We start from the raw sequence: 18,947 nt of genomic DNA, 5'->3' as shown, positions 1-18,947 counted from the left end.
GCCCGACCATGTCCCGTTCCGAAACCCTGTTTGCCAACGCCCAGAAACACATCCCCGGCGGTGTGAACTCCCCCGTGCGTGCGTTCAAGAGCGTGGGCGGCACGCCGCTGTTCTTCAAGCATGCCGAAGGCGCCTACGTCACCGATGAAGACGACAAGCGCTATGTCGACTACGTCGGCTCCTGGGGCCCGATGATCCTCGGCCACAGCCATCCGGACGTGCTCGACGCGGTGCGCCAGCAACTGCAACACGGCTTGTCTTACGGCGCCCCGACCGCGATGGAAACCGAGATGGCCGACCTGGTCTGCTCGATCGTGCCGTCGATGGAGATGGTACGCATGGTCAGCTCCGGCACCGAAGCGACCATGAGCGCGATCCGCCTGGCCCGTGGTTTTACCGGCCGTGACAACATCATCAAGTTCGAAGGCTGCTACCACGGCCACTCCGACAGCCTGCTGGTAAAAGCCGGTTCCGGCGCGCTGACCCAAGGCGTACCCAATTCCGCTGGCGTACCTGCGGCGTTCGCCAAGCACACCCTGACCCTGCCGTTCAACGACATCGCGGCCGTCGAGCAGATGCTCAGCGAAGTCGGCCAGGACGTGGCGTGCATCATCGTCGAGCCAGTCGCCGGCAACATGAACTGCGTCCCCCCGGCCCCGGGTTTCCTTGAGGGCCTGCGCGAGCAGTGCGACAAGCATGGCGTGGTGCTGATTTTTGACGAAGTGATGACCGGTTTCCGGGTCGCCCTTGGTGGCGCCCAGGCTTACTACGGCGTCACGCCGGACCTGAGCACCTTCGGCAAGATCATCGGCGGCGGGATGCCGGTAGGCTGCTTCGGCGGCAAGCGCGAGATCATGCAACACATCGCCCCGCTCGGCCCGGTCTACCAGGCAGGCACCTTGTCGGGTAACCCGCTGGCAATGGCCGCCGGCCTGACCACCCTGCGCCTGATCAGCCGCCCGGGCTTCCACGCCGAGCTGACCGACTACACCACGCGCCTGCTCGACGGCCTGCAACAGCGCGCCGATGCCGCTGGCATCCCGTTCGTGACCACCCAGGCCGGTGGCATGTTCGGCCTGTACTTCAGCGGCGCCGACGATATTGTCACCTTCGATGACGTGATGGGCAGCGATGCCGAGCTGTTCAAGCGCTTCTTCCACCTGATGCTCGAAGGCGGCGTGTACCTGGCACCGAGCGCCTTTGAAGCTGGCTTCACCTCGATCGCCCATGGCGAAGCCGAGCTGAAATTGACCCTGGATGCTGCCGAGCGCGCCTTCGCGGCCCTGAAATAAGTGACGGTAACCTTCTGACGTTGCCCCTGGCAGCGTCAGATTTGCTACTTTGCTTACAGACAATTCCTGGTTTTTTCGAGAATTGCCCTGCAATCCGGCAGATAACTTGCCCAAGCAGCAGAAAAACGAGTAAAGACTTTGTAAGCAGAGGCCTGCTTATTTCATAATGCGCGCTTATTGGACTCCCTCGAGGGTCCGCGCGCCCCGTCAGAGGTAAGTCGATTCCCATGAAACGCACCGGCCGCACCCTGGTTCTGGGCTGCCTGTTGCTCCTTCAACCGCTACTGGCACATGCCCAGGCCGGCGGCAACTCGTTGTTAATCCCAGCGATGGGTCGTTGCACCCTCAATACCCAGCCAGACAGCCAGGCCGAAGCCCTGAGCGCGTGCCAGAAACAGGCCGAGGACGGGGATGCGCAGGCGCAATACGAGTTGGGCGAGTACTACCACGACAGCAAGAACCCGGCCGTTGATCTCAACAAAGCGTTGAGCTACTTCGAGAAAGCCTCGTTGCAGGGCCACGCCCAGGCGCAATATCAGTTGGGCAACATGTTCTTCAAAGGCGAAGGCGTGCCGGCCAACAACGTCCAGGCGTACATCGTGCTGAAAATGGCCGCGGTCAACGGCGCTGAAGACGCACTGGACACCGCCGACGAAGTCGCCGAGCACATGCAGCGCGATGAACTGGAAGTGGCAACCCAGGTGCTGGGGCAGATTTTCCGCAACTACCTGCAGGAATTGCAGAGCGCCGATGGGCGTTCGCCGTTCTCACCCCTGCCCTGAATTCTCAGCGTTTTTGATGACCTCTTCGCGAGCAAGCCCGCTCCCACAGTTGACCGCATTCCAAATCTGGAACTCGGCCGAATGTGGGAGCGGGCTTGCTCGCGAAGGGCGCGACTCGGTCTAAAGCCCTACTTCTCAGGCATCGGCATCGGAAACGGCATCACATTGCTCATGCCCCGAGCCTCACTGATCTTCGGCGTACCCAGGCGCTCGACCTCATCGATGCGCACAATCGAATGCATCGGCACAAAGCTGCGCACCACGCCTTCGAACTGGGCCTTGAGCTTTTCTTCGCCCGGATCGACCACCAATTGGGTGCGCTCGCCAAAGACGAACTCTTCCACCTCCAGGAAGCCCCACAGATCACTTTGATAGATCTGCTTGGCGTACATTTCGAACACCTGGCCCTGGTTGAGGAAAATCACCTTATAGATTGGAGCTTCACGTTTGGTCATGGTGGGCGAACAACACATGGGGATATAAAAGAGGGCGCGAACTATAGCATGGCACCCGATGCACAGCGCTAGGAACCAATGGGCATGCCCCCTATAATGCGCGGTTCTTTACCACCAGTTGACGATTCCCATGGCCAAGAAGCTTTACATCGAAACCCACGGTTGCCAGATGAACGAGTACGACAGCTCGCGCATGGTCGACTTGCTGGGCGAACACCAGGCCCTGGAAGTCACTGCCCGCGCCGAAGATGCCGACGTGATCCTGCTCAATACCTGCTCGATCCGCGAGCGGGCCCAGGACCGTGTGTACTCGCAGCTGGGCCGCTGGCGTGAATTGAAACTGGCCAACCCGGACATGGTGATCGCCGTCGGCGGTTGCGTGGCCAGCCAGGAAGGCGCTGCGATCCGCGATCGCGCGCCCTATGTCGATGTGGTGTTCGGCCCGCAAACGCTGCACCGCCTGCCGGAAATGATCGACGCCGCACGCGTCACCAAGCTGCCGCAAGTGGACGTGTCGTTCCCCGAAATCGAAAAATTCGACCATCTGCCCGAACCGCGCATCGACGGGCCGAGCGCCTATGTGTCGGTGATGGAAGGCTGCAGCAAGTACTGCACCTTCTGCGTGGTGCCTTACACCCGTGGCGAAGAAGTCAGCCGGCCGTTTGACGATGTGCTGGCAGAAATCATCCACCTGGCTGAAAACGGCGTGCGCGAAGTGACCCTGCTGGGCCAGAACGTCAACGGCTACCGTGGCCAGACCGATGACGGCCGCCTGGCCGACCTGGCGGAATTGATCCGCGTGGTCGCCGCCGTCGACGGCATCGAGCGCATCCGCTACACCACCTCGCACCCGCTGGAGTTCTCCGACAGCCTGATCCAGGCCCACGCCGAAGTACCAGAGCTGGTCAAGCACCTGCACTTGCCGGTGCAATCGGGTTCGGACCGCATTCTGTCGGCGATGAAGCGCAACCACACCGCGCTGGAATACAAATCCAAATTGCGCAAACTGCGCGCCGCCGTGCCAGGCATCTGCATCAGCTCGGACTTTATCGTCGGCTTCCCGGGTGAAACCGAGAAAGATTTCCAGCAGACCATGAAGCTGATCGAAGACGTCGGTTTCGACTTCTCTTACTCGTTCGTCTACAGCCAGCGCCCGGGCACCCCGGCTGCCGACCTGCTGGATGAAACCCCGGAGGCGTTGAAAAAAGAGCGTTTGAACGCGCTGCAACATCGCCTCAATCAACAGGGCTTTGAAATCAGCCGACAAATGGTCGGTTCGATCCAGCGCATTCTGGTCACCGATTATTCGAAAAAAGACCCGGGTGAATTGCAGGGGCGTACCGAGAACAACCGAATCGTCAACTTCCGCTGCGACAATCCCACGCTGATCGGCCAGTTTGCCGATGTGCACATTGATGCGGCGCAGCCACACTCGTTGCGTGGCTCGCTGATCCAGTAACCCATCGATATTTTTGTCTGATGGAGATCAAAATGTGGGAGCGGGCTTGCTCGCGAATGCAGTGTGTCAGCCAATATAAATATCGACTGAACTGGCGCATTCGCGAGCAAGCCCGCTCCCACATGGGATCTGCGCCACACTCGGGCTATTTAAGTGCTTTCGCACACCGGCGCCTGGCGTTATTCTCTCTCTCACCTCATCAGCCAAAGGGCGGCTAAAAGCAACCTTGAACGCACCCATAGCAGAACCCCATCGTTTTATCCTCGAGCCTTTTGAGGCTCGCCGTTTCGCCAACCTGTGCGGACAGTTCGACGAGCACCTGCGCCTGATCGAACAACGCCTGAGCATCGAGATCCGCAACCGCGGCAATCAGTTCGAGCTCATTGGTGAACCCCAACACACCACGTCTGCAGAAAACCTGCTGCGCCGCCTCTACCGCGAAACCAAGGGTAGCGAGCTGTCGCCGGAGACCGTGCACCTGTACTTACAGGAATCGGCTGTGGAAGACCTGGCCAACAACCCGGTGGCCGAAGCCAGCGTGGCCTTGCGTACCAAAAAAGGCATGATTCGCCCACGCGGCTTGAATCAGCAGAAGTACGTCAAGGAAATCCTCGGCAACGACATCAACTTCGGCATCGGCCCGGCCGGTACCGGCAAGACCTACCTGGCGGTGGCCTGCGCCGTCGATGCCCTGGAGCGCGAGCAAGTGCGGCGCATCCTGCTGGTGCGCCCAGCGGTCGAGGCCGGCGAAAAGCTCGGGTTCCTGCCCGGCGACCTGGCCCAGAAGATCGACCCGTACCTGCGACCGCTCTACGACGCGCTGTACGAAATGCTCGGCTTTGAATACGTGGCCAAGCTGATCGAGCGCCAGGTGATCGAGATCGCCCCGCTGGCCTACATGCGTGGCCGTACGCTCAACAACAGCTTCATCATTCTCGACGAAAGCCAGAACACCACGGTCGAGCAGATGAAGATGTTCCTCACCCGTATCGGTTTCGGCTCAACCGCCGTGATCACGGGCGACATCACCCAGGTCGACCTGCCCAAGGGCACCAAGTCGGGCCTGGGCCAGGTGATCGAGGTGCTCAAGGACGTGCCGGGTATCAGCTTCACGCATTTTATGCCCAAGGACGTGGTACGCCACCCGCTGGTGCAGCGCATTGTCGAAGCCTATGAGCGTTTCGAACACCGCGACGACGCGCCCGCCAAGGACGCTCGCCACGATGCTTGAGCTAGACCTGCAGCTGGCCACCGACGCGCCCGCCCCCAGCGAAGCCCAGTTCCGCCAATGGTGTGAACTGGCCTTGCGCCAGCGCACCGCCGACTCGGAGCTGACCATTCGTCTGGTGGACGAGGCCGAAGGCCGTGAGCTGAACCACACCTGGCGCCAGAAAGACTACGCCACCAACGTGCTGTCCTTCCCAGCCGACGTACCCGACGAATTGCTGGATATCCCGTTGCTGGGCGACCTGGTGATCTGCGTCGCGGTGGTCGAACGCGAAGCGGCGGAACAAGGCAAGGAACTTGAGGCCCATTGGGCCCATCTAGTCATCCACGGCTGCTTGCATCTCTTGGGTTACGACCATATAGACGATGACGAAGCCTGGGAAATGGAAGCGCTGGAACGAACGTTGCTTGCAGAACTGGGTCACCGCGACCCGTATGCAGACGACGAAAGCTGATCAACACTCAACTGTCATATCAAAGGATTTAGAGTAATCGCTATGAGCGAAGACCGATCGAGCAACGGGCAGAAGTCATGGCTGGGTAAACTGACCCAGGCTTTTGCCCACGAGCCGAAAAACCGCCAGGAGCTCTTGGAGCTGCTGCGCGATGCACACCAGAACAAATTGCTGGACAGCGAAGCGCTGGCCATCGTCGAAGGCGCCATTCAGGTGGCTGACCTGCAAGTGCGTGACATCATGGTCCCGCGCTCGCAGATGATCAGCATCAAGGCGACCCAGACCCCACGGGAATTCCTCCCGGCCGTGATCGACTCGGCGCACTCGCGCTACCCGGTGATCGGTGAAAGCCATGACGACGTCATGGGTGTCCTGCTGGCCAAGGACCTGCTGCCGTTGATCCTCAAGGAGAACGGCGACAGCTTCAACATCAAGGACCTGCTGCGCCCGGCCACCTTCGTGCCCGAGTCCAAGCGCCTGAATGTGCTGCTGCGCGAGTTCCGCGCCAACCACAATCACATGGCCATTGTGATTGACGAATACGGCGGCGTGGCCGGCCTGGTCACCATCGAGGACGTGCTGGAGCAGATCGTCGGCGACATCGAAGACGAGCACGACGTCGAAGAAGACAGCTACATCAAGCCGCTGCCCAGCGGTGATTTCCTGATCAAGGCGCTGACGCCGATCGAGAACTTCAACGAGTTCTTCGACAGCGAGTTCTCGGACGATGAGTTCGACACCGTCGGCGGCCTGGTGATGAGTGCGTTCGGGCACCTGCCCAAGCGTAATGAAACCACCGAGATCGGCGCCTATCGCTTCCGCATCCTCAATGCTGATAGCCGTCGTATCCATCTGATCCGTTTGACACCCATCGCCCGCTAAGGACTGACATGCGCCGTCTCACCTCACCCGGCTGGCCCGGTAACTTGCTGGCCGTGGTGGCCGGCGCCATCACTACCCTGGCGCTGGCACCGTTCGATATCTGGCCGTTGGCGCTGGTAGCGGTCGGCCTGTTCTATATCGGCCTGCGGGAACTCTCGCCCCGCCAGGCCCTGGGCCGTGGCTGGTGTTTCGGCTTCGGCCTGTTTGGCGCCGGCACCAGTTGGATCTACTACAGCATCCACCACTTCGGCGGCGCTTCGGTGCTGTTGGCGGGGTTCCTGATGCTGCTGTTCACTGCCGCCATCGCCTGGTTCTTTGCCCTACCCGCCTGGCTGTGGGCGCGCTGGTTGCGCCGTAACGAAGCACCGCTGGCGGACGCATTGACGTTCGCCGCGTTGTGGGTCGGCCAGGAAGCCTTTCGTGGCTGGTTCCTTACCGGTTTCCCGTGGTTGTACTCCGGTTACAGTCAACTCGATGGGCCGTTGACCGGCCTCGCGCCATTGGGCGGGATGTGGCTGATTTCCTTCGCGCTGGCACTCACCGCCGCATTGCTGTGCAACCTGCCGCGCCTGCTGGCGAGCAAGCGCAATGCCTTCATCGGCGCAGGCCTGTTATTGCTGGTTGCGCCTTGGGCCATTGGCCTGGCGCTCAAGCATCACGCCTGGACATCGCCGTCTGGCGCGCCGCTGAGCGTGGCCGCGATCCAGGGCAACGTCGAGCAAAGCATGAAGTGGGACCCGGACCAGCTCAATGCACAGTTGGCGCTGTACCGCGACATGAGCCTGAGCTCCAAGCGTGTCGACCTGCTGGTATGGCCGGAAACCGCCGTGCCGGTGCTCAAGGAGTCCGTGGAGGGCTACCTGGGCATGATGGGCAAGTTTGCCGCTGACCGGGACACCGCGCTGATCACCGGGGTACCGATTCGACAAGAAGTGCACCACCAGAAGCGCTACTTCAACGGCATCACCGTGGTGGGTGAAGGCGACGGCACCTACCTCAAGCAAAAACTGGTGCCATTTGGCGAGTACGTGCCGCTGCAGGACATGCTGCGTGGGCTGATTGCCTTCTTCGACCTGCCCATGTCGGACTTCGCCCGCGGCCCTTCTGACCAGGCCATGCTGCAGGCCAAGGGTTACCAGATTGCGCCGTTCATTTGCTATGAAGTGGTGTACCCCGAATTCGCCGCCGGCCTGTCGGCCCAGAGCGACCTGCTGCTGACCATCAGCAACGACACCTGGTTCGGCCGCTCCATCGGCCCGCTGCAGCACCTGCAAATGGCGCAGATGCGTGCATTGGAGGCTGGCCGCTGGATGATCCGCGCCACCAACAACGGCGTGACCGGGCTGATCAACCCGTTCGGGCAGATCACCGCGCAGATCCCGCAGTTCGAGCGCGGCATTCTCTATGGGGAGGTGGTGCCGATGCATAACCTCACGCCGTACCTGCAATGGCGTTCGTGGCCGTTGATCATTGTGTGCCTGGCATTGTTTGGCTGGGCTCTGCTGGCCGCACGAATGTCCAAAACGCTCTGACCTGTGGCGGCTGGCTTGCCTGCGATGGCCATAGGTATCTACACAACACTGTAACGCTCAACGGTAACCACGATGCGAAGCGAGTCGCTCTTGATCTTGATCTGCTTTTGATCTCAGGCGCCCCGTTAAACCACGCTGGCCGTAATTCGACAGGGATTTGGGGGGTAAACCGGCAGGGATGCCGGTTTAGCCGCCCCGCGCCATGGATGGCGCGTGGCGGCGGCCCCCCAAATCACTGGCGGATTACGGGCACACCGAGCCTAGGCGAGGTGCCGAGTGGTGGGGCAAGAGCGTTTTGCTTACTTTTGCGCTTTTCAAAAGTGAGCCGCTGTCAGAGCGGAACCCTAGACGGCCGTTACCGCAGGAATGGATATGTACACGGTCCAACTGTGTTGACTGTCAGGCCGTCTTCGCAGGCAAGCCAGCTCCCACATTTGGACAGCGGCGCGTCAGGTAGGTAAGCGTCGGCTGCCAGGCCGTCACGGGAGCAAGCTCCCTCGCCACAGGGTCAGTGTCGTATTGAAGTTGTGTAAATACCTATGCTGCGATAGCGGTGTATCAGTGCCCTGAGTGCTCACTGACCCACCGCCATCGCAGGCAAGCCAGCTCCCACCATTGATCGCCTGTGTTGCGCCTACCGGTAGAACAACCGATACCCCACCTGCCCCACCGCTTCATTGATCAACTGCCCGCTTTGCCACACCGCCTTGACGTCCGGCATCCAACCGCCCAGCGGTCGACCATGGTCCACACCCAGAAAGCCCACCGGCCCCGGCACCACGGTGAAGCCGGCTTTCTCAAAGCTCCACACCGAACGCGGCATGTGCCAGGCCTGGGTCACCACCACCACCCGCTTGATGCCTTGCGGCAACAAAATCTCGGCGCTCATTTGGGCGTTTTCCCAGGTGGTGCGGCTGCGTTCTTCTTTCCAGCGCACGCTAACGCCAAAGTCATCCTGCATCGACACCGCCATCAGCTCGGCCTCACTGGGCGGCGTGCCGTAGTGCAAGCCGCCGCTGGTCAGCACTGGCAAACCGGATGCCTTGGCCAGCCGCGCGGCAAAACGCTCACGTTCCAGGCCAATACCGGTGGGCTGATCGCTGCCCCACGCAATGTCCCCACGCTCGCGCCCCGAGCCCAGCACCACAATCGCGTCGGCACGCTGGGCCAATGTAGCCCAGTCTTCCCGGGCCAGAGGCGGCTCTGTCTCCAGGACGCGCGCGCCCCACTGCACCATCACGGGCAGGCTGATCAACCACATCCCGCCAAGCCCCAGGGCAAAACACAAGCCCGCCAGGCGCGGACGGCTGCGGCGAAACCACCAGGCACACGCCAACAACAGCAGAAAAATACCGGGCGGCAACAACAGTTGTTTAATGAAATAACGAAAAGGCATCGGGCATCTCCAAAGATGCCCGAAGCCTAGATGCAAAGGGGTTTTGCAACAATCCTTACCGACAACATTTTGATAACGCTAACGGATAACGCGGGGCTCACTTGCACCGCACAGACCGCAAGTTCTCTGGCCTGCGGCCGGTCGCCAGGTCTTTGATCCAGATGACCTTGGCCGAATGAGCGGGCGGGGAAGCCTGCCCATGGGAGGCGCGGTCGTGATTCAACGCCAGGTAGTTATTGATCAATTCAAGCTCCGCCTGGCTCAAGCCTCGCAACTCCAGCTCCAGAGGCCGCTCATCACGCAATCGGCCTGCGGTTCTTGCGGCATCCAATGCCCGACCCAAACGGTCGATCAATCCTTCGTACAACTGCGGTTTCGTTAAAGTTCGCTGCGATTCAACCATCCCCTCACCTCATTGAAGAAATACTTGCTCCCCACTAAACAGCGTAGCCCCCGTTGCTGCGCCTGCCCGGTGCCGCGACAGACGGCCCTTGGCGCGCAATCAGGGTTTCCCTCGATAGAGTGGGGTCATGTATGCTACGGCGCTTCCTGTAACTCCACTTCCCGCAGGGTTTGGGCATGGACGCGCCGCTTCTTGGTGTCGAACAACCCGGACAGTGCACCGAAGAGGATTAGGCCACCCCTATCCAGTTCAAAAGTAGCCATGCACGAACAATATCAGCCCCGTGAAATAGAAAATGCCGCCCAAACCTTCTGGGACGAGCAAAAGTCCTTTGAAGTCAGTGAACAGCCAGGCAAGGAGACTTACTACTGCCTATCGATGTTCCCTTACCCCAGCGGCAAGCTACACATGGGGCACGTGCGCAACTACACCATCGGCGACGTGATTTCGCGCTACCAGCGCATGCTCGGCAAGAACGTGTTGCAACCCATGGGTTGGGACGCCTTCGGCATGCCGGCAGAAAACGCCGCGATGAAAAACAACGTGGCGCCCGCCAAGTGGACCTACGAAAACATCGCCTACATGAAGACCCAGCTGCGCAGCCTGGGCCTGGCGGTGGACTGGTCCCGCGAGGTCACCACCTGCAAGCCCGATTACTACCGCTGGGAACAATGGCTGTTCACTCGCCTGTTCGAAAAAGGCGTGATCTACAAAAAAAGCGGCACCGTGAACTGGGACCCGATCGACCAGACCGTACTGGCCAACGAACAGGTCATCGACGGTCGCGGCTGGCGTTCCGGCGCGCTGATCGAAAAGCGCGAAATCCCGATGTACTACTTCAAGATCACCGCCTACGCGGATGAACTGTTGTCGAGCCTCGACGATCTGCCGGGCTGGCCTGAACAGGTCAAGACCATGCAGCGCAACTGGATCGGCAAATCCAAGGGCATGGAAGTGCAGTTCCCGTACAACGTCGACTCCATCGGCGAAGCGGGCGCACTCAAGGTGTTCACCACCCGCCCCGACACCCTGATGGGCGCGACCTACGTCGCCGTGGCCGCCGAACACCCGCTGGCCACCCAGGCCGCACAGAACAACCCTGAGCTGCAGGCGTTCATCGCTGAATGCAAAGGTGGCAGCGTGGCCGAAGCCGACGTCGCCACCCAGGAGAAAAAGGGCCTGCCAACCGGCCTGTTCGTCGAGCACCCGCTGACCGGCGAGAAGCTGCCGGTATGGGTCGCCAACTACGTATTGATGCACTACGGCGATGGCGCCGTCATGGCCGTGCCGGCCCACGACGAGCGCGATTTCGAATTCGCCACCAAGTACAACCTGCCGATCAAGTCGGTTGTGCGCACCAGCTCGGGTGACACCAACCCCGCGCCGTGGCAAGACGCCTACGGCGAGCACGGCACGCTGATCAACTCCGGCGAATTCGACGGCCTGGATTTCCAGGGCGCGTTCGACGCCATGGAAGTGGCCCTGATCAAGAAAAACCTCGGCGCCTCGCGCACCCAGTTCCGCCTGCGCGACTGGGGCATCAGCCGCCAGCGCTACTGGGGCTGCCCGATCCCGATCATCCACTGCCAAACCTGTGGTGACGTGCCGGTGCCAGAAGACCAACTGCCGGTCGTGTTGCCAGAAGACGTGGTGCCGGATGGCGCTGGCTCGCCGTTGGCACGCATGCCTGAGTTCTACGAGTGCAGCTGCCCTAAATGCGGCGCGCCGGCCAAGCGTGAAACCGACACCATGGACACCTTCGTCGAGTCCTCGTGGTACTACGCTCGTTATGCCTCGCCGCACTATGAAGGTGGCCTGGTGGAGAAATCCGCAGCCGACCATTGGTTGCCGGTGGATCAGTACATCGGTGGCATCGAACACGCCATCCTCCACCTGCTGTACGCGCGCTTCTTCCACAAGCTGATGCGTGACGAAGGCCTGGTGAGCTCCGATGAGCCGTTCAAGAACCTGCTGACCCAGGGCATGGTGATCGCCGATACTTACTATCGTCGCGAAGCCAATGGCGCCTACACCTGGTTCAACCCGGCGGATGTCGAGCTTGAGCGTGACAGCAAAGCCAAGGTCATCAGCGCCAAGTTGAAAGCCGACGGCCTGCCAGTGGAAATCGGCGGCACCGAGAAGATGGCCAAGTCCAAGAACAACGGCGTCGACCCACAGTCGATGATCGATCAGTTCGGCGCCGACACCTGCCGCCTGTTCATGATGTTTGCTTCACCGCCCGATATGAGCGCCGAATGGTCCGACTCGGGGGTCGAAGGCTCGCACCGTTTCCTCAAGCGCGTCTGGCGCCTGGCCCACGCCCATGTCAGCCAGGGCCTGCCGGGCAAGCTGGACCTCGGCGCCTTGAACGACGAGCAGAAAGCCGTGCGCCGCAGCATCCACCTGGCTATCCGCCAGGCCAGCCAGGACGTCGGGCAGAACCACAAATTCAACACCGCCATCGCCCAGGTGATGACGCTGATGAACGTGCTGGAAAAAGCCCCGCAGGCGACCGAACAAGACCGTGCGCTGATCCAGGAAGGCCTGGAAACAGTTACCCTGTTGCTCGCGCCTATCACGCCGCACATCAGCCATGAACTGTGGAGCCGCCTGGGCCACAGCGGTGCCGTCATCGATGCCGCCTGGCCGGTGCAGGATGACAGCGCCCTGGTACAGGACACGCTGCAACTGGTCATCCAGGTTAACGGTAAACTGCGTGGCCAGATCGACATGCCGGCCAGCGCCAGCCGTGAAGAGGTTGAAGCAGCTGCACGTATCAATGAGAACGTGCTGCGCTTTACCGAAGGCCTGACCATCCGCAAGGTGATCGTGGTGCCCGGCAAACTGGTCAATATCGTCGCCAGCTAAATCGGATCGGGCGCGGGGCTTGGGCCCCACGCCGAACTAAACCTTTAGGGCCCGAGAAGGCCCACCTGGTTTCAAGGGGAGCAACAAAATGATCAAACGCAATCTGCTGGTTATGGGCCTTGCCGTGCTGTTGAGCGCTTGCGGCTTCCAGCTGCGCGGCACCGGCACCAATGAGCTGTCGCTCAAGGAACTCGACGTCAGCGCCCGCAACGCCTACGGCGAAACCGTCACCCAGCTGCGCCAGACCCTGGAAAACAGCGGTGTGCACGTGTACAACGGCGCCACCTACAAGCTGATCCTGACGGATGAACGCGAAACCCAGCGCAATATCAGCTACGCCAGTGCCGGCCGTGCGTCCGACGTTGAATTGAACACGGCGCTGATGTTCGAAATACAAGGCCGTGATCAGCTGCCGCTGATGGGTGACAAGATCCAGGTGCAGAAAGTGGTGAGCCACGACGGCAACAACCTGGTGGGTTCGGACTCCGAGACCATCCAGGTGCGCAAGGAAATGCGTCGTGAGCTGATCCAGCGCATGATGACTCGCCTGCAAATGCTCACCCCGGAAAAACTGGCTGAGCTGCAGCAAGTGGCCGACAACAAGGCCAAGGCTGACGCCGACGCCCTGAAAGCCGCGCAGGAATATGAAGACAACACGCCGAAACAGTCGCCTGTTGAAGTCCCTGTCGAGTAAGCCAGACGGGGCGCCCCTGGCGCCCCGTTCGCCCCGCCTATGAAACTTGCCCCCGCCCAACTCGCCAAACACCTGCAAGGTGGCCTTGCGCCTGTGTATATCGTCAGCGGCGATGACCCGCTGCTGTGCCAGGAAGCGGCCGACGCGATCCGCACCGCCGCACGCCAGCAAGGCTTCGATGAACGCCAAGTGTTCAGCGCTGACGCCAGTTTCGACTGGGGCACGCTGCTGCAAGCTGGCGCGAGCATGTCGCTGTTTGCCGAGAAACGCCTGCTGGAACTGCGCCTGCCCTCGGGCAAGCCGGGCGATAAAGGCGCGGCAGCCCTGATGGAATACTGCTCGCGCCCCGCCGAAGACACCGTGTTGCTGATCAGCCTGCCCAAGCTCGACGGCAGCGCTCAGAAAACCAAGTGGGGCAAGGCCCTGGTCGAAGGTCCACAGACTCAGTTCATCCAGATCTGGCCGGTGGACAGCAACCAGTTGCCGCAGTGGATTCGTCAGCGCCTGTCGCAATCAGGCCTGGCGGCAACACAGGACGCCGTGGAGCTGATCGCCGCTCGGGTCGAAGGCAACCTGCTTGCCGCCGCCCAGGAGATCGAAAAGCTCAAGTTGATGGCTGAAGACGGGCAGATCACCGTCGAAACCGTGCAAGGCGCAGTGGCCGATAGCGCGCGCTTTGATGTGTTCGGCCTGGTGGACGCCATCCTCAACGGCGAGCCGGCCCACGCGTTGCGCATGCTCGAAGGCCTGCGCGGCGAAGGGGTGGAACCACCGGTGATCCTCTGGGCCCTGGCCCGTGAGCTGCGCGTGTTGGCGAACATTGCCCTGCAATACAGCCAGGGCACCCCGCTGGACAAATGCTTCAGCCAGGCCCGGCCACCGGTGTGGGACAAACGCAAACCCCTGATGAGCAAAGCCCTGCAACGGCACTCGGCGCAGCGCTGGGCGCAACTGCTGCTGGAAGCGCAGCGCATCGATGCACAGATCAAAGGCCAGGCAGCCGGCTCGCCATGGATGAGCCTGAGCCGTCTGTCGCTATTGATGGCCGGCCAGCGCCTGGCGTTGCCTGCCGAATAACCCCCTCAGCACCACACCACAAAACCCTGTGGGAGCTGGCTTGCCTGCGATGGCGGCGGGCCAGTTGGCCCATTTGCTCCTGATACAGCTCTGTAGCGCTCAACGCTAACCACGATGCGAAGCGAGCCGCTCTTGATCTTGCTCTTGATCTGCTTTTGATCTCAGGCGCCCCGTCAAACCACGCTGGCCGGAATTCGACAGGGATTTGGGGGGTAAACCGGCAGGGATGCCGGTTTAGCCGCCCCGCGCCATGGATGGCGCGTGGCGGCGGCCCTCCAAATCACTGGCGGATTACGGGCACACCGAGCCTAAGCGAGGTGCCGAGTGGTGGGGCAAGAGCGTTTTGCTTACTTTTGCGCTTTTCAAAAGTGAGCCGCCGTCAGGGCGGAACCCTAAGTAGCCGTTACCGCAGCAATGGATATGTACACCATCCAACTGTGTTGACTGCCAGGCCGCCTTCGCAGGCAAGCCAGCTCCCACAGTTCGATCGCGGGGCGGCAGGTAGATAAGTGTCGACTGTCAGGCCGTCGCGGGAGCGAGCCCCCACATGGACTCTGCCCACCCCTTATTTGCGACATTTCCCACCTATCGCCGGGCTTTACAGCCAGCCCACTTCGGCAGATGATTTGCACCGCCACATTCCACCCCAAGCGAGAGAACCCACCATGAGCAAAAAGCCATCCAAGCATGGCCCCAACAAGGCCAAATCCATCATCGCCCAGCCCTTGTTCCGCAGCCGCCAGGAACGCGCCGGCAAAGGCAAAGGCAGCTACCGCCGCGAAGCCTTCCAGTCTAATAGCTGGGAGGCTTCTTACTTTCTGGCTGCCTGAAGGCAAGCGCCCCTCTGGCATGATAAGGTCTGTACCTGATTGGTAATCCCTGGACCTGTGCATGCCCTCTAGTCTTTCCCGTCGTTGGCACCTACGCCAATTGATCGCTGCCTCCAGCCTCATTCTGCTCGTCGCCTGCGCCGAAAAGCCCACGGCTGCGGACGCTCAACCCCTGCCCAAGCTCCAGACCGCCCCGGCTATTGCGCCTGCCGTGGTTGCCCCATTGGCAGTGGACAATCTCGATATCCAACCCACCCAGACCTTTGCCGAGTGGCAGGCTGGCTTCCGTGCACAAGCCCTGCAAGCCGGGATTACGCCCGCGGTGTTCGATAACGCCTTTGCCGGCGTCACCCCCGATATGGCGGTGATTCGTGCCGACCGCAGCCAGCCAGAGTTTTCCCGCCCGGTGTGGGAATACATCGAGGGCGCCCTGTCGCCGCTGCGCGTGCGCAATGGCCAGGCGTTGCTGGTCAAGTACGCCGATATCCTGCAGCGCATCGAAGAGCGCTATGGCGTTGACCGCCAGGCACTGGTCTCGGTGTGGGGCATGGAAAGCAACTTTGGCCAGTTCCAGGGCAATAACTCGGTAATCCGTTCCCTGGCCACCCTGGCTTACGAAGGCCGTCGCCCGGCCTTTGCACAAGCGCAACTGCTGGCGGCGCTGCAGATCATCCAGCATGGCGATATCCAGGCTGACCAGATGAAAGGTTCCTGGGCTGGGGCGATGGGCCAGACCCAGTTCATCCCGACCACCTACAACACCCACGCCGTGGACTTCGACGGTGACGGTCGCCGCGATATCTGGAACAGCCCGGGCGATGCCCTCGCCTCCACCGCGCACTACCTGCAAAGCTCCGGCTGGCAAAAAGGCCAGCCGTGGGGTGTTGAAGTGCAGCCGCTGCCGTCGGGCTTCGACTACAGCCTGGCCGATGGTGGCGTGCGCAAGACCGTGGCGCAATGGCTGCAACTGGGCATCCAACTGCCGCCTGGCGTGAGCCTGCCGGCGAATGTCGACCAGCTGTCCGCCGCCCTGCTGCTGCCGGCCGGCTACCGTGGCCCGGCATTCCTGGTGCTGGATAACTTCCGCGCGATCCTCAAGTACAACAATTCGTCGTCCTACGCACTGGCGGTTGGCCTGCTGTCGGAGCGGTTTGGCGGTGGCGGTGTGATTCGGGGCAGTTGGCCAAAGGATGAGCTGCCGCTGAGCCGTTCGCAACGCATAGACCTGCAGACGGCGCTCAGCGCCAAAGGCTATGACGCGGGTAATGCCGACGGGATCATTGGCGCCAACACGCGCAAGGCGATTCGGGCTGCACAGCAGGCGCTGGGCTGGCCGGCGGATGGGTATCCGACAGTGAAGTTGCTGGAGTCGTTGCAGGGTCAGTAAACCGCGACCACCGCCATCGCAGGCAAGCCAGCTCCCACACTTGGAATGCATTTCAAAATGTGGGAGCGGGCTTGCTCGCGAAAGGGGCCCAACAGGCGCCCATTATTTAAAGACTACATCCTGCTCCAGCACCACCCGCTGCTCCCCCGCATCCAGGCGCACCAAGGCACCCATCGGCAATGTCAGGTTCGGGTCGCAATGCCCACTGCGCCAGCCCGCCAGCACTGGAATGCACAGCGGCGCAAAGGTCTGCTTCAACAGACGCGCCAGCGCCAGGTTATCCACACCGGCCACATCCCCTACAAGCACACCGGCAACCTGAGCCAGCTTGCCCGCCAACCGCAGGTGAGTCAGCAATCGGTCGATGCGATAAAGCGGTTCGTTGACGTCTTCGATAAACAGGATGATGCCATCGGCGTCTAGTTCGTACGGCGTGCCCATGACGGCGGCGATCATCGACAAGTTACCGCCCAGCAAGCGCCCACAGGCCACACCCGGCTCGATGGTGGTCAGCGGGTAGGCCATCGGGTGCGGCAGCACACTGCCGGCGCCCCGTTGGCCACGCAGCAGGCTGAACAACGAGGACTCGGTGGGCGGCTGTTTGCCGCCGAGCAGGTCGGCATTGAGCATCGGGCCGTGGAATGTCACAAATCCCGCGTAGCGGTTGATCGCCAGGTGCAAGGCGGTGATATCGCTGTAGCCCACAAACGGCTTGGGGTTGGCACGCAGCAGGTCGAAGTCCACGGCATCCAGCAAACGGGGCGTGCCATAGCCGCCACGCAGGCAAAGGATGGCATCGATGTCGGGGTTGGCGAAGGCCGCATGCAAATCGCGCAGGCGCACTTCATCGCTACCGGCCAGGTAGCCGTCGCGTTCGTGCACACCCGGGAAAATATGCAGGTCGTAGCCACGGGCACGCATCCATTGCCTGGCTTTTTCAACATCCAACTCGGCAGGGCCGGCGGGGGCGATCAGGCCGAGGGTGCCTTCGGGGGGCAGTGCAGGTACGGCGGCACTCGGTAGAGCGGTCATCCATGTTCTCCCTATCTGTAATGCAGAACCCAATGTGGGAGCGGGCTTGCTCGCGAAGGCGCCGTGTCAGTCAATGGATCAGGTGACTGACACGGCGCCTTCGCGAGCAAGCCCGCTCCCACACAAGCCCGCATTTCACATTGATGCTGGGGGCGGCTTACGAAACCAGGCTCGCCTTGACCAGCTTGGCCTGCTCATCGGCGTGGTACGAAGACCGCACCAACGGGCCAGACGCTACGTTCTTGAAGCCCATCTTGTAGCCTTCCTCGGCGAACCAGGCGAAGGTGTCCGGGTGCACGAAGCGCTGCACCGGCAAGTGGCTGCGGGAGGGTTGCAGGTACTGGCCCAGGGTCAGCATGTCGATGTCGTGTTCGCGCATGCGCTTCATGACTTCGATGACTTCTTCGTCGGTCTCACCCAGGCCCAGCATCAAGCCGGACTTGGTCGGAATGTGCGGCATCATCTGCTTGAATTTTTGCAGCAGGGTCAGCGACCACTGGTAGTCCGAACCCGGGCGCGCAGCCTTGTACAGGCGCGGCACGGTTTCCAGGTTGTGGTTGAACACATCCGGTGGCTCGGCGGCGGTGATTTCCAGGGCGACGTCCATACGGCCACGGTAGTCCGGCACCAGGGTTTCGAGCATCACGTTGGGCGACAGCTTGCGGATCTCGCGGATGCAGTCGGCAAAGTGCTGGGCACCGCCGTCACGCAGGTCGTCGCGGTCCACCGAGGTGATCACCACGTACTTGAGTTTGAGGTCGGCGATGGCGATGGCCAGGCTTTCTGGCTCGTTGACGTCCAACGGCTTCGGACGGCCGTGGCCGACGTCGCAGAACGGGCAGCGACGGGTGCAGATGTCACCCATGATCATGAAGGTGGCAGTGCCGCCAGAGAAGCACTCGCCCAGGTTCGGGCAGGACGCTTCTTCGCATACGCTGTGCAACTTGTGTTTGCGCAGCAGCGACTTGATACGGTCAACTTCCGGCGAAACCGGGATGCGCACGCGAATCCAGTCGGGTTTTTTCGGCAGCTCGGTGGTCGGGATGATCTTGACCGGGATGCGTGCAACCTTCTCGGCGCCGCGCAGCTTGACGCCGGCTTCCACCTTGGCACGCGGGGCCGGGGCTGGACGCTCAGTGATGTCCAGCGTCGGGATCATGGTTTGCACAACATCAG

The 18,947-nt window shown here is 61.5% G+C and carries 17 protein-coding genes; 12 read left to right on the top strand and 5 right to left on the bottom strand.

The window, feature by feature from the left end; genetic code table 11:
• Positions 1 to 8 precede the first annotated feature (8 nt).
• Positions 9 to 1,292, top strand: a complete 1,284-nt coding sequence (gene hemL / locus TX24_RS21305; RefSeq protein WP_032895176.1) for a glutamate-1-semialdehyde 2,1-aminomutase — start codon at positions 9 to 11, stop codon at positions 1,290 to 1,292.
• Between the two features lie 227 nt (positions 1,293 to 1,519).
• On the top strand, positions 1,520 to 2,074 hold the full coding sequence (locus tag TX24_RS21300) for a tetratricopeptide repeat protein (RefSeq protein ID WP_003194434.1): 555 nt from the start codon (positions 1,520 to 1,522) through the stop codon (positions 2,072 to 2,074).
• A gap of 128 nt (positions 2,075 to 2,202) precedes the next feature.
• Here TX24_RS21300 and TX24_RS21295 read toward each other — a convergent pair whose 3' ends face one another.
• Positions 2,203 to 2,529, bottom strand: a complete 327-nt coding sequence (locus tag TX24_RS21295) for a DUF1820 family protein (RefSeq protein ID WP_003215457.1) — start codon at positions 2,527 to 2,529, stop codon at positions 2,203 to 2,205.
• A 130-nt stretch (positions 2,530 to 2,659) separates the two neighbouring features.
• Here TX24_RS21295 and miaB point away from each other — a divergent pair, with 130 nt between their 5' ends.
• The 5 genes from miaB (at position 2,660) to lnt (ending at position 8,084) form a co-directional block, all read left to right on the top strand.
• A complete protein-coding gene (gene miaB, locus TX24_RS21290; protein WP_047711855.1) occupies positions 2,660 to 3,988 on the top strand; it encodes a tRNA (N6-isopentenyl adenosine(37)-C2)-methylthiotransferase MiaB in 1,329 nt (442 codons plus the stop codon).
• Positions 3,989 to 4,214: 226 nt separating this feature from the next.
• Complete coding sequence (locus TX24_RS21285; protein ID WP_019818064.1) at positions 4,215 to 5,219, top strand: PhoH family protein; 1,005 nt, start codon at positions 4,215 to 4,217, stop codon at positions 5,217 to 5,219.
• Positions 5,212 to 5,670: an rRNA maturation RNase YbeY gene (gene ybeY / locus TX24_RS21280; RefSeq protein WP_044268940.1), complete on the top strand. Its 459-nt coding sequence runs from the start codon at positions 5,212 to 5,214 to the stop codon at positions 5,668 to 5,670. The genes TX24_RS21285 and ybeY overlap by 8 nt, the downstream gene beginning before the upstream one ends.
• A gap of 42 nt (positions 5,671 to 5,712) precedes the next feature.
• Positions 5,713 to 6,552, top strand: coding sequence for an HlyC/CorC family transporter (locus tag TX24_RS21275; RefSeq protein WP_003194444.1), 840 nt, complete (start codon positions 5,713 to 5,715; stop codon positions 6,550 to 6,552).
• Positions 6,553 to 6,560: 8 nt separating this feature from the next.
• Positions 6,561 to 8,084 carry an apolipoprotein N-acyltransferase gene (gene lnt / locus TX24_RS21270; protein WP_057711034.1) on the top strand — a complete coding sequence of 508 codons (1,524 nt, stop codon included), beginning with the start codon at positions 6,561 to 6,563 and terminating at the stop codon, positions 8,082 to 8,084.
• Between the two features lie 634 nt (positions 8,085 to 8,718).
• On the opposite strand, the gene TX24_RS21265 is transcribed toward lnt, so the two are convergent.
• Positions 8,719 to 9,480 (bottom strand): YdcF family protein, encoded by a 762-nt coding sequence (locus TX24_RS21265; protein ID WP_057711033.1) that lies wholly within the window; start codon positions 9,478 to 9,480, stop codon positions 8,719 to 8,721.
• A 97-nt stretch (positions 9,481 to 9,577) separates the two neighbouring features.
• Complete coding sequence (locus tag TX24_RS21260) at positions 9,578 to 9,883, bottom strand: hypothetical protein (protein ID WP_057711032.1); 306 nt, start codon at positions 9,881 to 9,883, stop codon at positions 9,578 to 9,580.
• 261 nt (positions 9,884 to 10,144) lie between these two features.
• Between TX24_RS21260 and leuS the strand changes: the two genes are divergently transcribed.
• The 5 genes from leuS (at position 10,145) to TX24_RS21235 (ending at position 16,739) form a co-directional block, all read left to right on the top strand.
• A complete protein-coding gene (gene leuS / locus TX24_RS21255; protein WP_032895163.1) occupies positions 10,145 to 12,751 on the top strand; it encodes a leucine--tRNA ligase in 2,607 nt (868 codons plus the stop codon).
• Between the two features lie 88 nt (positions 12,752 to 12,839).
• Positions 12,840 to 13,445, top strand: a complete 606-nt coding sequence (locus TX24_RS21250) for an LPS-assembly lipoprotein LptE (protein ID WP_014720078.1) — start codon at positions 12,840 to 12,842, stop codon at positions 13,443 to 13,445.
• Positions 13,446 to 13,484: 39 nt separating this feature from the next.
• Positions 13,485 to 14,522 (top strand): DNA polymerase III subunit delta, encoded by a 1,038-nt coding sequence (gene holA / locus TX24_RS21245; RefSeq protein WP_032895162.1) that lies wholly within the window; start codon positions 13,485 to 13,487, stop codon positions 14,520 to 14,522.
• Positions 14,523 to 15,187: 665 nt separating this feature from the next.
• Complete coding sequence (arfA, locus tag TX24_RS21240; protein WP_003176285.1) at positions 15,188 to 15,352, top strand: alternative ribosome rescue factor ArfA; 165 nt, start codon at positions 15,188 to 15,190, stop codon at positions 15,350 to 15,352.
• 61 nt (positions 15,353 to 15,413) lie between these two features.
• Positions 15,414 to 16,739, top strand: coding sequence for a lytic murein transglycosylase (locus TX24_RS21235; protein WP_032895161.1), 1,326 nt, complete (start codon positions 15,414 to 15,416; stop codon positions 16,737 to 16,739).
• 102 nt (positions 16,740 to 16,841) lie between these two features.
• Here TX24_RS21235 and TX24_RS21230 read toward each other — a convergent pair whose 3' ends face one another.
• Positions 16,842 to 17,771, bottom strand: coding sequence for a S66 peptidase family protein (locus tag TX24_RS21230; RefSeq protein WP_057711031.1), 930 nt, complete (start codon positions 17,769 to 17,771; stop codon positions 16,842 to 16,844).
• Positions 17,772 to 17,928: 157 nt separating this feature from the next.
• Entirely contained in the window at positions 17,929 to 18,930 is a 1,002-nt protein-coding gene (lipA, locus tag TX24_RS21225; RefSeq protein WP_161794304.1) for a lipoyl synthase, read from the bottom strand.
• Between the last annotated feature and the right edge of the window lie 17 nt (positions 18,931 to 18,947).

The organism is Pseudomonas lactis (assembly GCF_001439845.1).
Classification (GTDB): Bacteria; Pseudomonadota; Gammaproteobacteria; order Pseudomonadales; family Pseudomonadaceae; genus Aquipseudomonas; species Aquipseudomonas lactis.
Note: the sequence above shows the minus strand (reverse complement) of the source record. Positions and strands in the feature narration are given on the sequence as shown.

Bases quoted from the DNA above. Each gene is read 5' to 3' on its own strand.
- holA (WP_032895162.1), top strand. From the start codon at position 13,485: ATGAAACTTGCCCCCGCCCAACTCGCCAAACACCTGCAAGGTGGCCTT.
- miaB (WP_047711855.1), top strand. From the start codon at position 2,660: ATGGCCAAGAAGCTTTACATCGAAACCCACGGTTGCCAGATGAACGAG.
- TX24_RS21295 (WP_003215457.1), bottom strand. From the start codon at position 2,529: ATGACCAAACGTGAAGCTCCAATCTATAAGGTGATTTTCCTCAACCAG.
- TX24_RS21300 (WP_003194434.1), top strand. From the start codon at position 1,520: ATGAAACGCACCGGCCGCACCCTGGTTCTGGGCTGCCTGTTGCTCCTT.
- TX24_RS21235 (WP_032895161.1), top strand. From the start codon at position 15,414: ATGCCCTCTAGTCTTTCCCGTCGTTGGCACCTACGCCAATTGATCGCT.
- TX24_RS21265 (WP_057711033.1), bottom strand. From the start codon at position 9,480: ATGCCTTTTCGTTATTTCATTAAACAACTGTTGTTGCCGCCCGGTATT.
- leuS (WP_032895163.1), top strand. From the start codon at position 10,145: ATGCACGAACAATATCAGCCCCGTGAAATAGAAAATGCCGCCCAAACC.
- TX24_RS21260 (WP_057711032.1), bottom strand. From the start codon at position 9,883: ATGGTTGAATCGCAGCGAACTTTAACGAAACCGCAGTTGTACGAAGGA.
- ybeY (WP_044268940.1), top strand. From the start codon at position 5,212: ATGCTTGAGCTAGACCTGCAGCTGGCCACCGACGCGCCCGCCCCCAGC.
- hemL (WP_032895176.1), top strand. From the start codon at position 9: ATGTCCCGTTCCGAAACCCTGTTTGCCAACGCCCAGAAACACATCCCC.
- lipA (WP_161794304.1), bottom strand. From the start codon at position 18,930: ATGATCCCGACGCTGGACATCACTGAGCGTCCAGCCCCGGCCCCGCGT.
- TX24_RS21275 (WP_003194444.1), top strand. From the start codon at position 5,713: ATGAGCGAAGACCGATCGAGCAACGGGCAGAAGTCATGGCTGGGTAAA.
- lnt (WP_057711034.1), top strand. From the start codon at position 6,561: ATGCGCCGTCTCACCTCACCCGGCTGGCCCGGTAACTTGCTGGCCGTG.
- TX24_RS21230 (WP_057711031.1), bottom strand. From the start codon at position 17,771: ATGACCGCTCTACCGAGTGCCGCCGTACCTGCACTGCCCCCCGAAGGC.
- arfA (WP_003176285.1), top strand. From the start codon at position 15,188: ATGAGCAAAAAGCCATCCAAGCATGGCCCCAACAAGGCCAAATCCATC.
- TX24_RS21250 (WP_014720078.1), top strand. From the start codon at position 12,840: ATGATCAAACGCAATCTGCTGGTTATGGGCCTTGCCGTGCTGTTGAGC.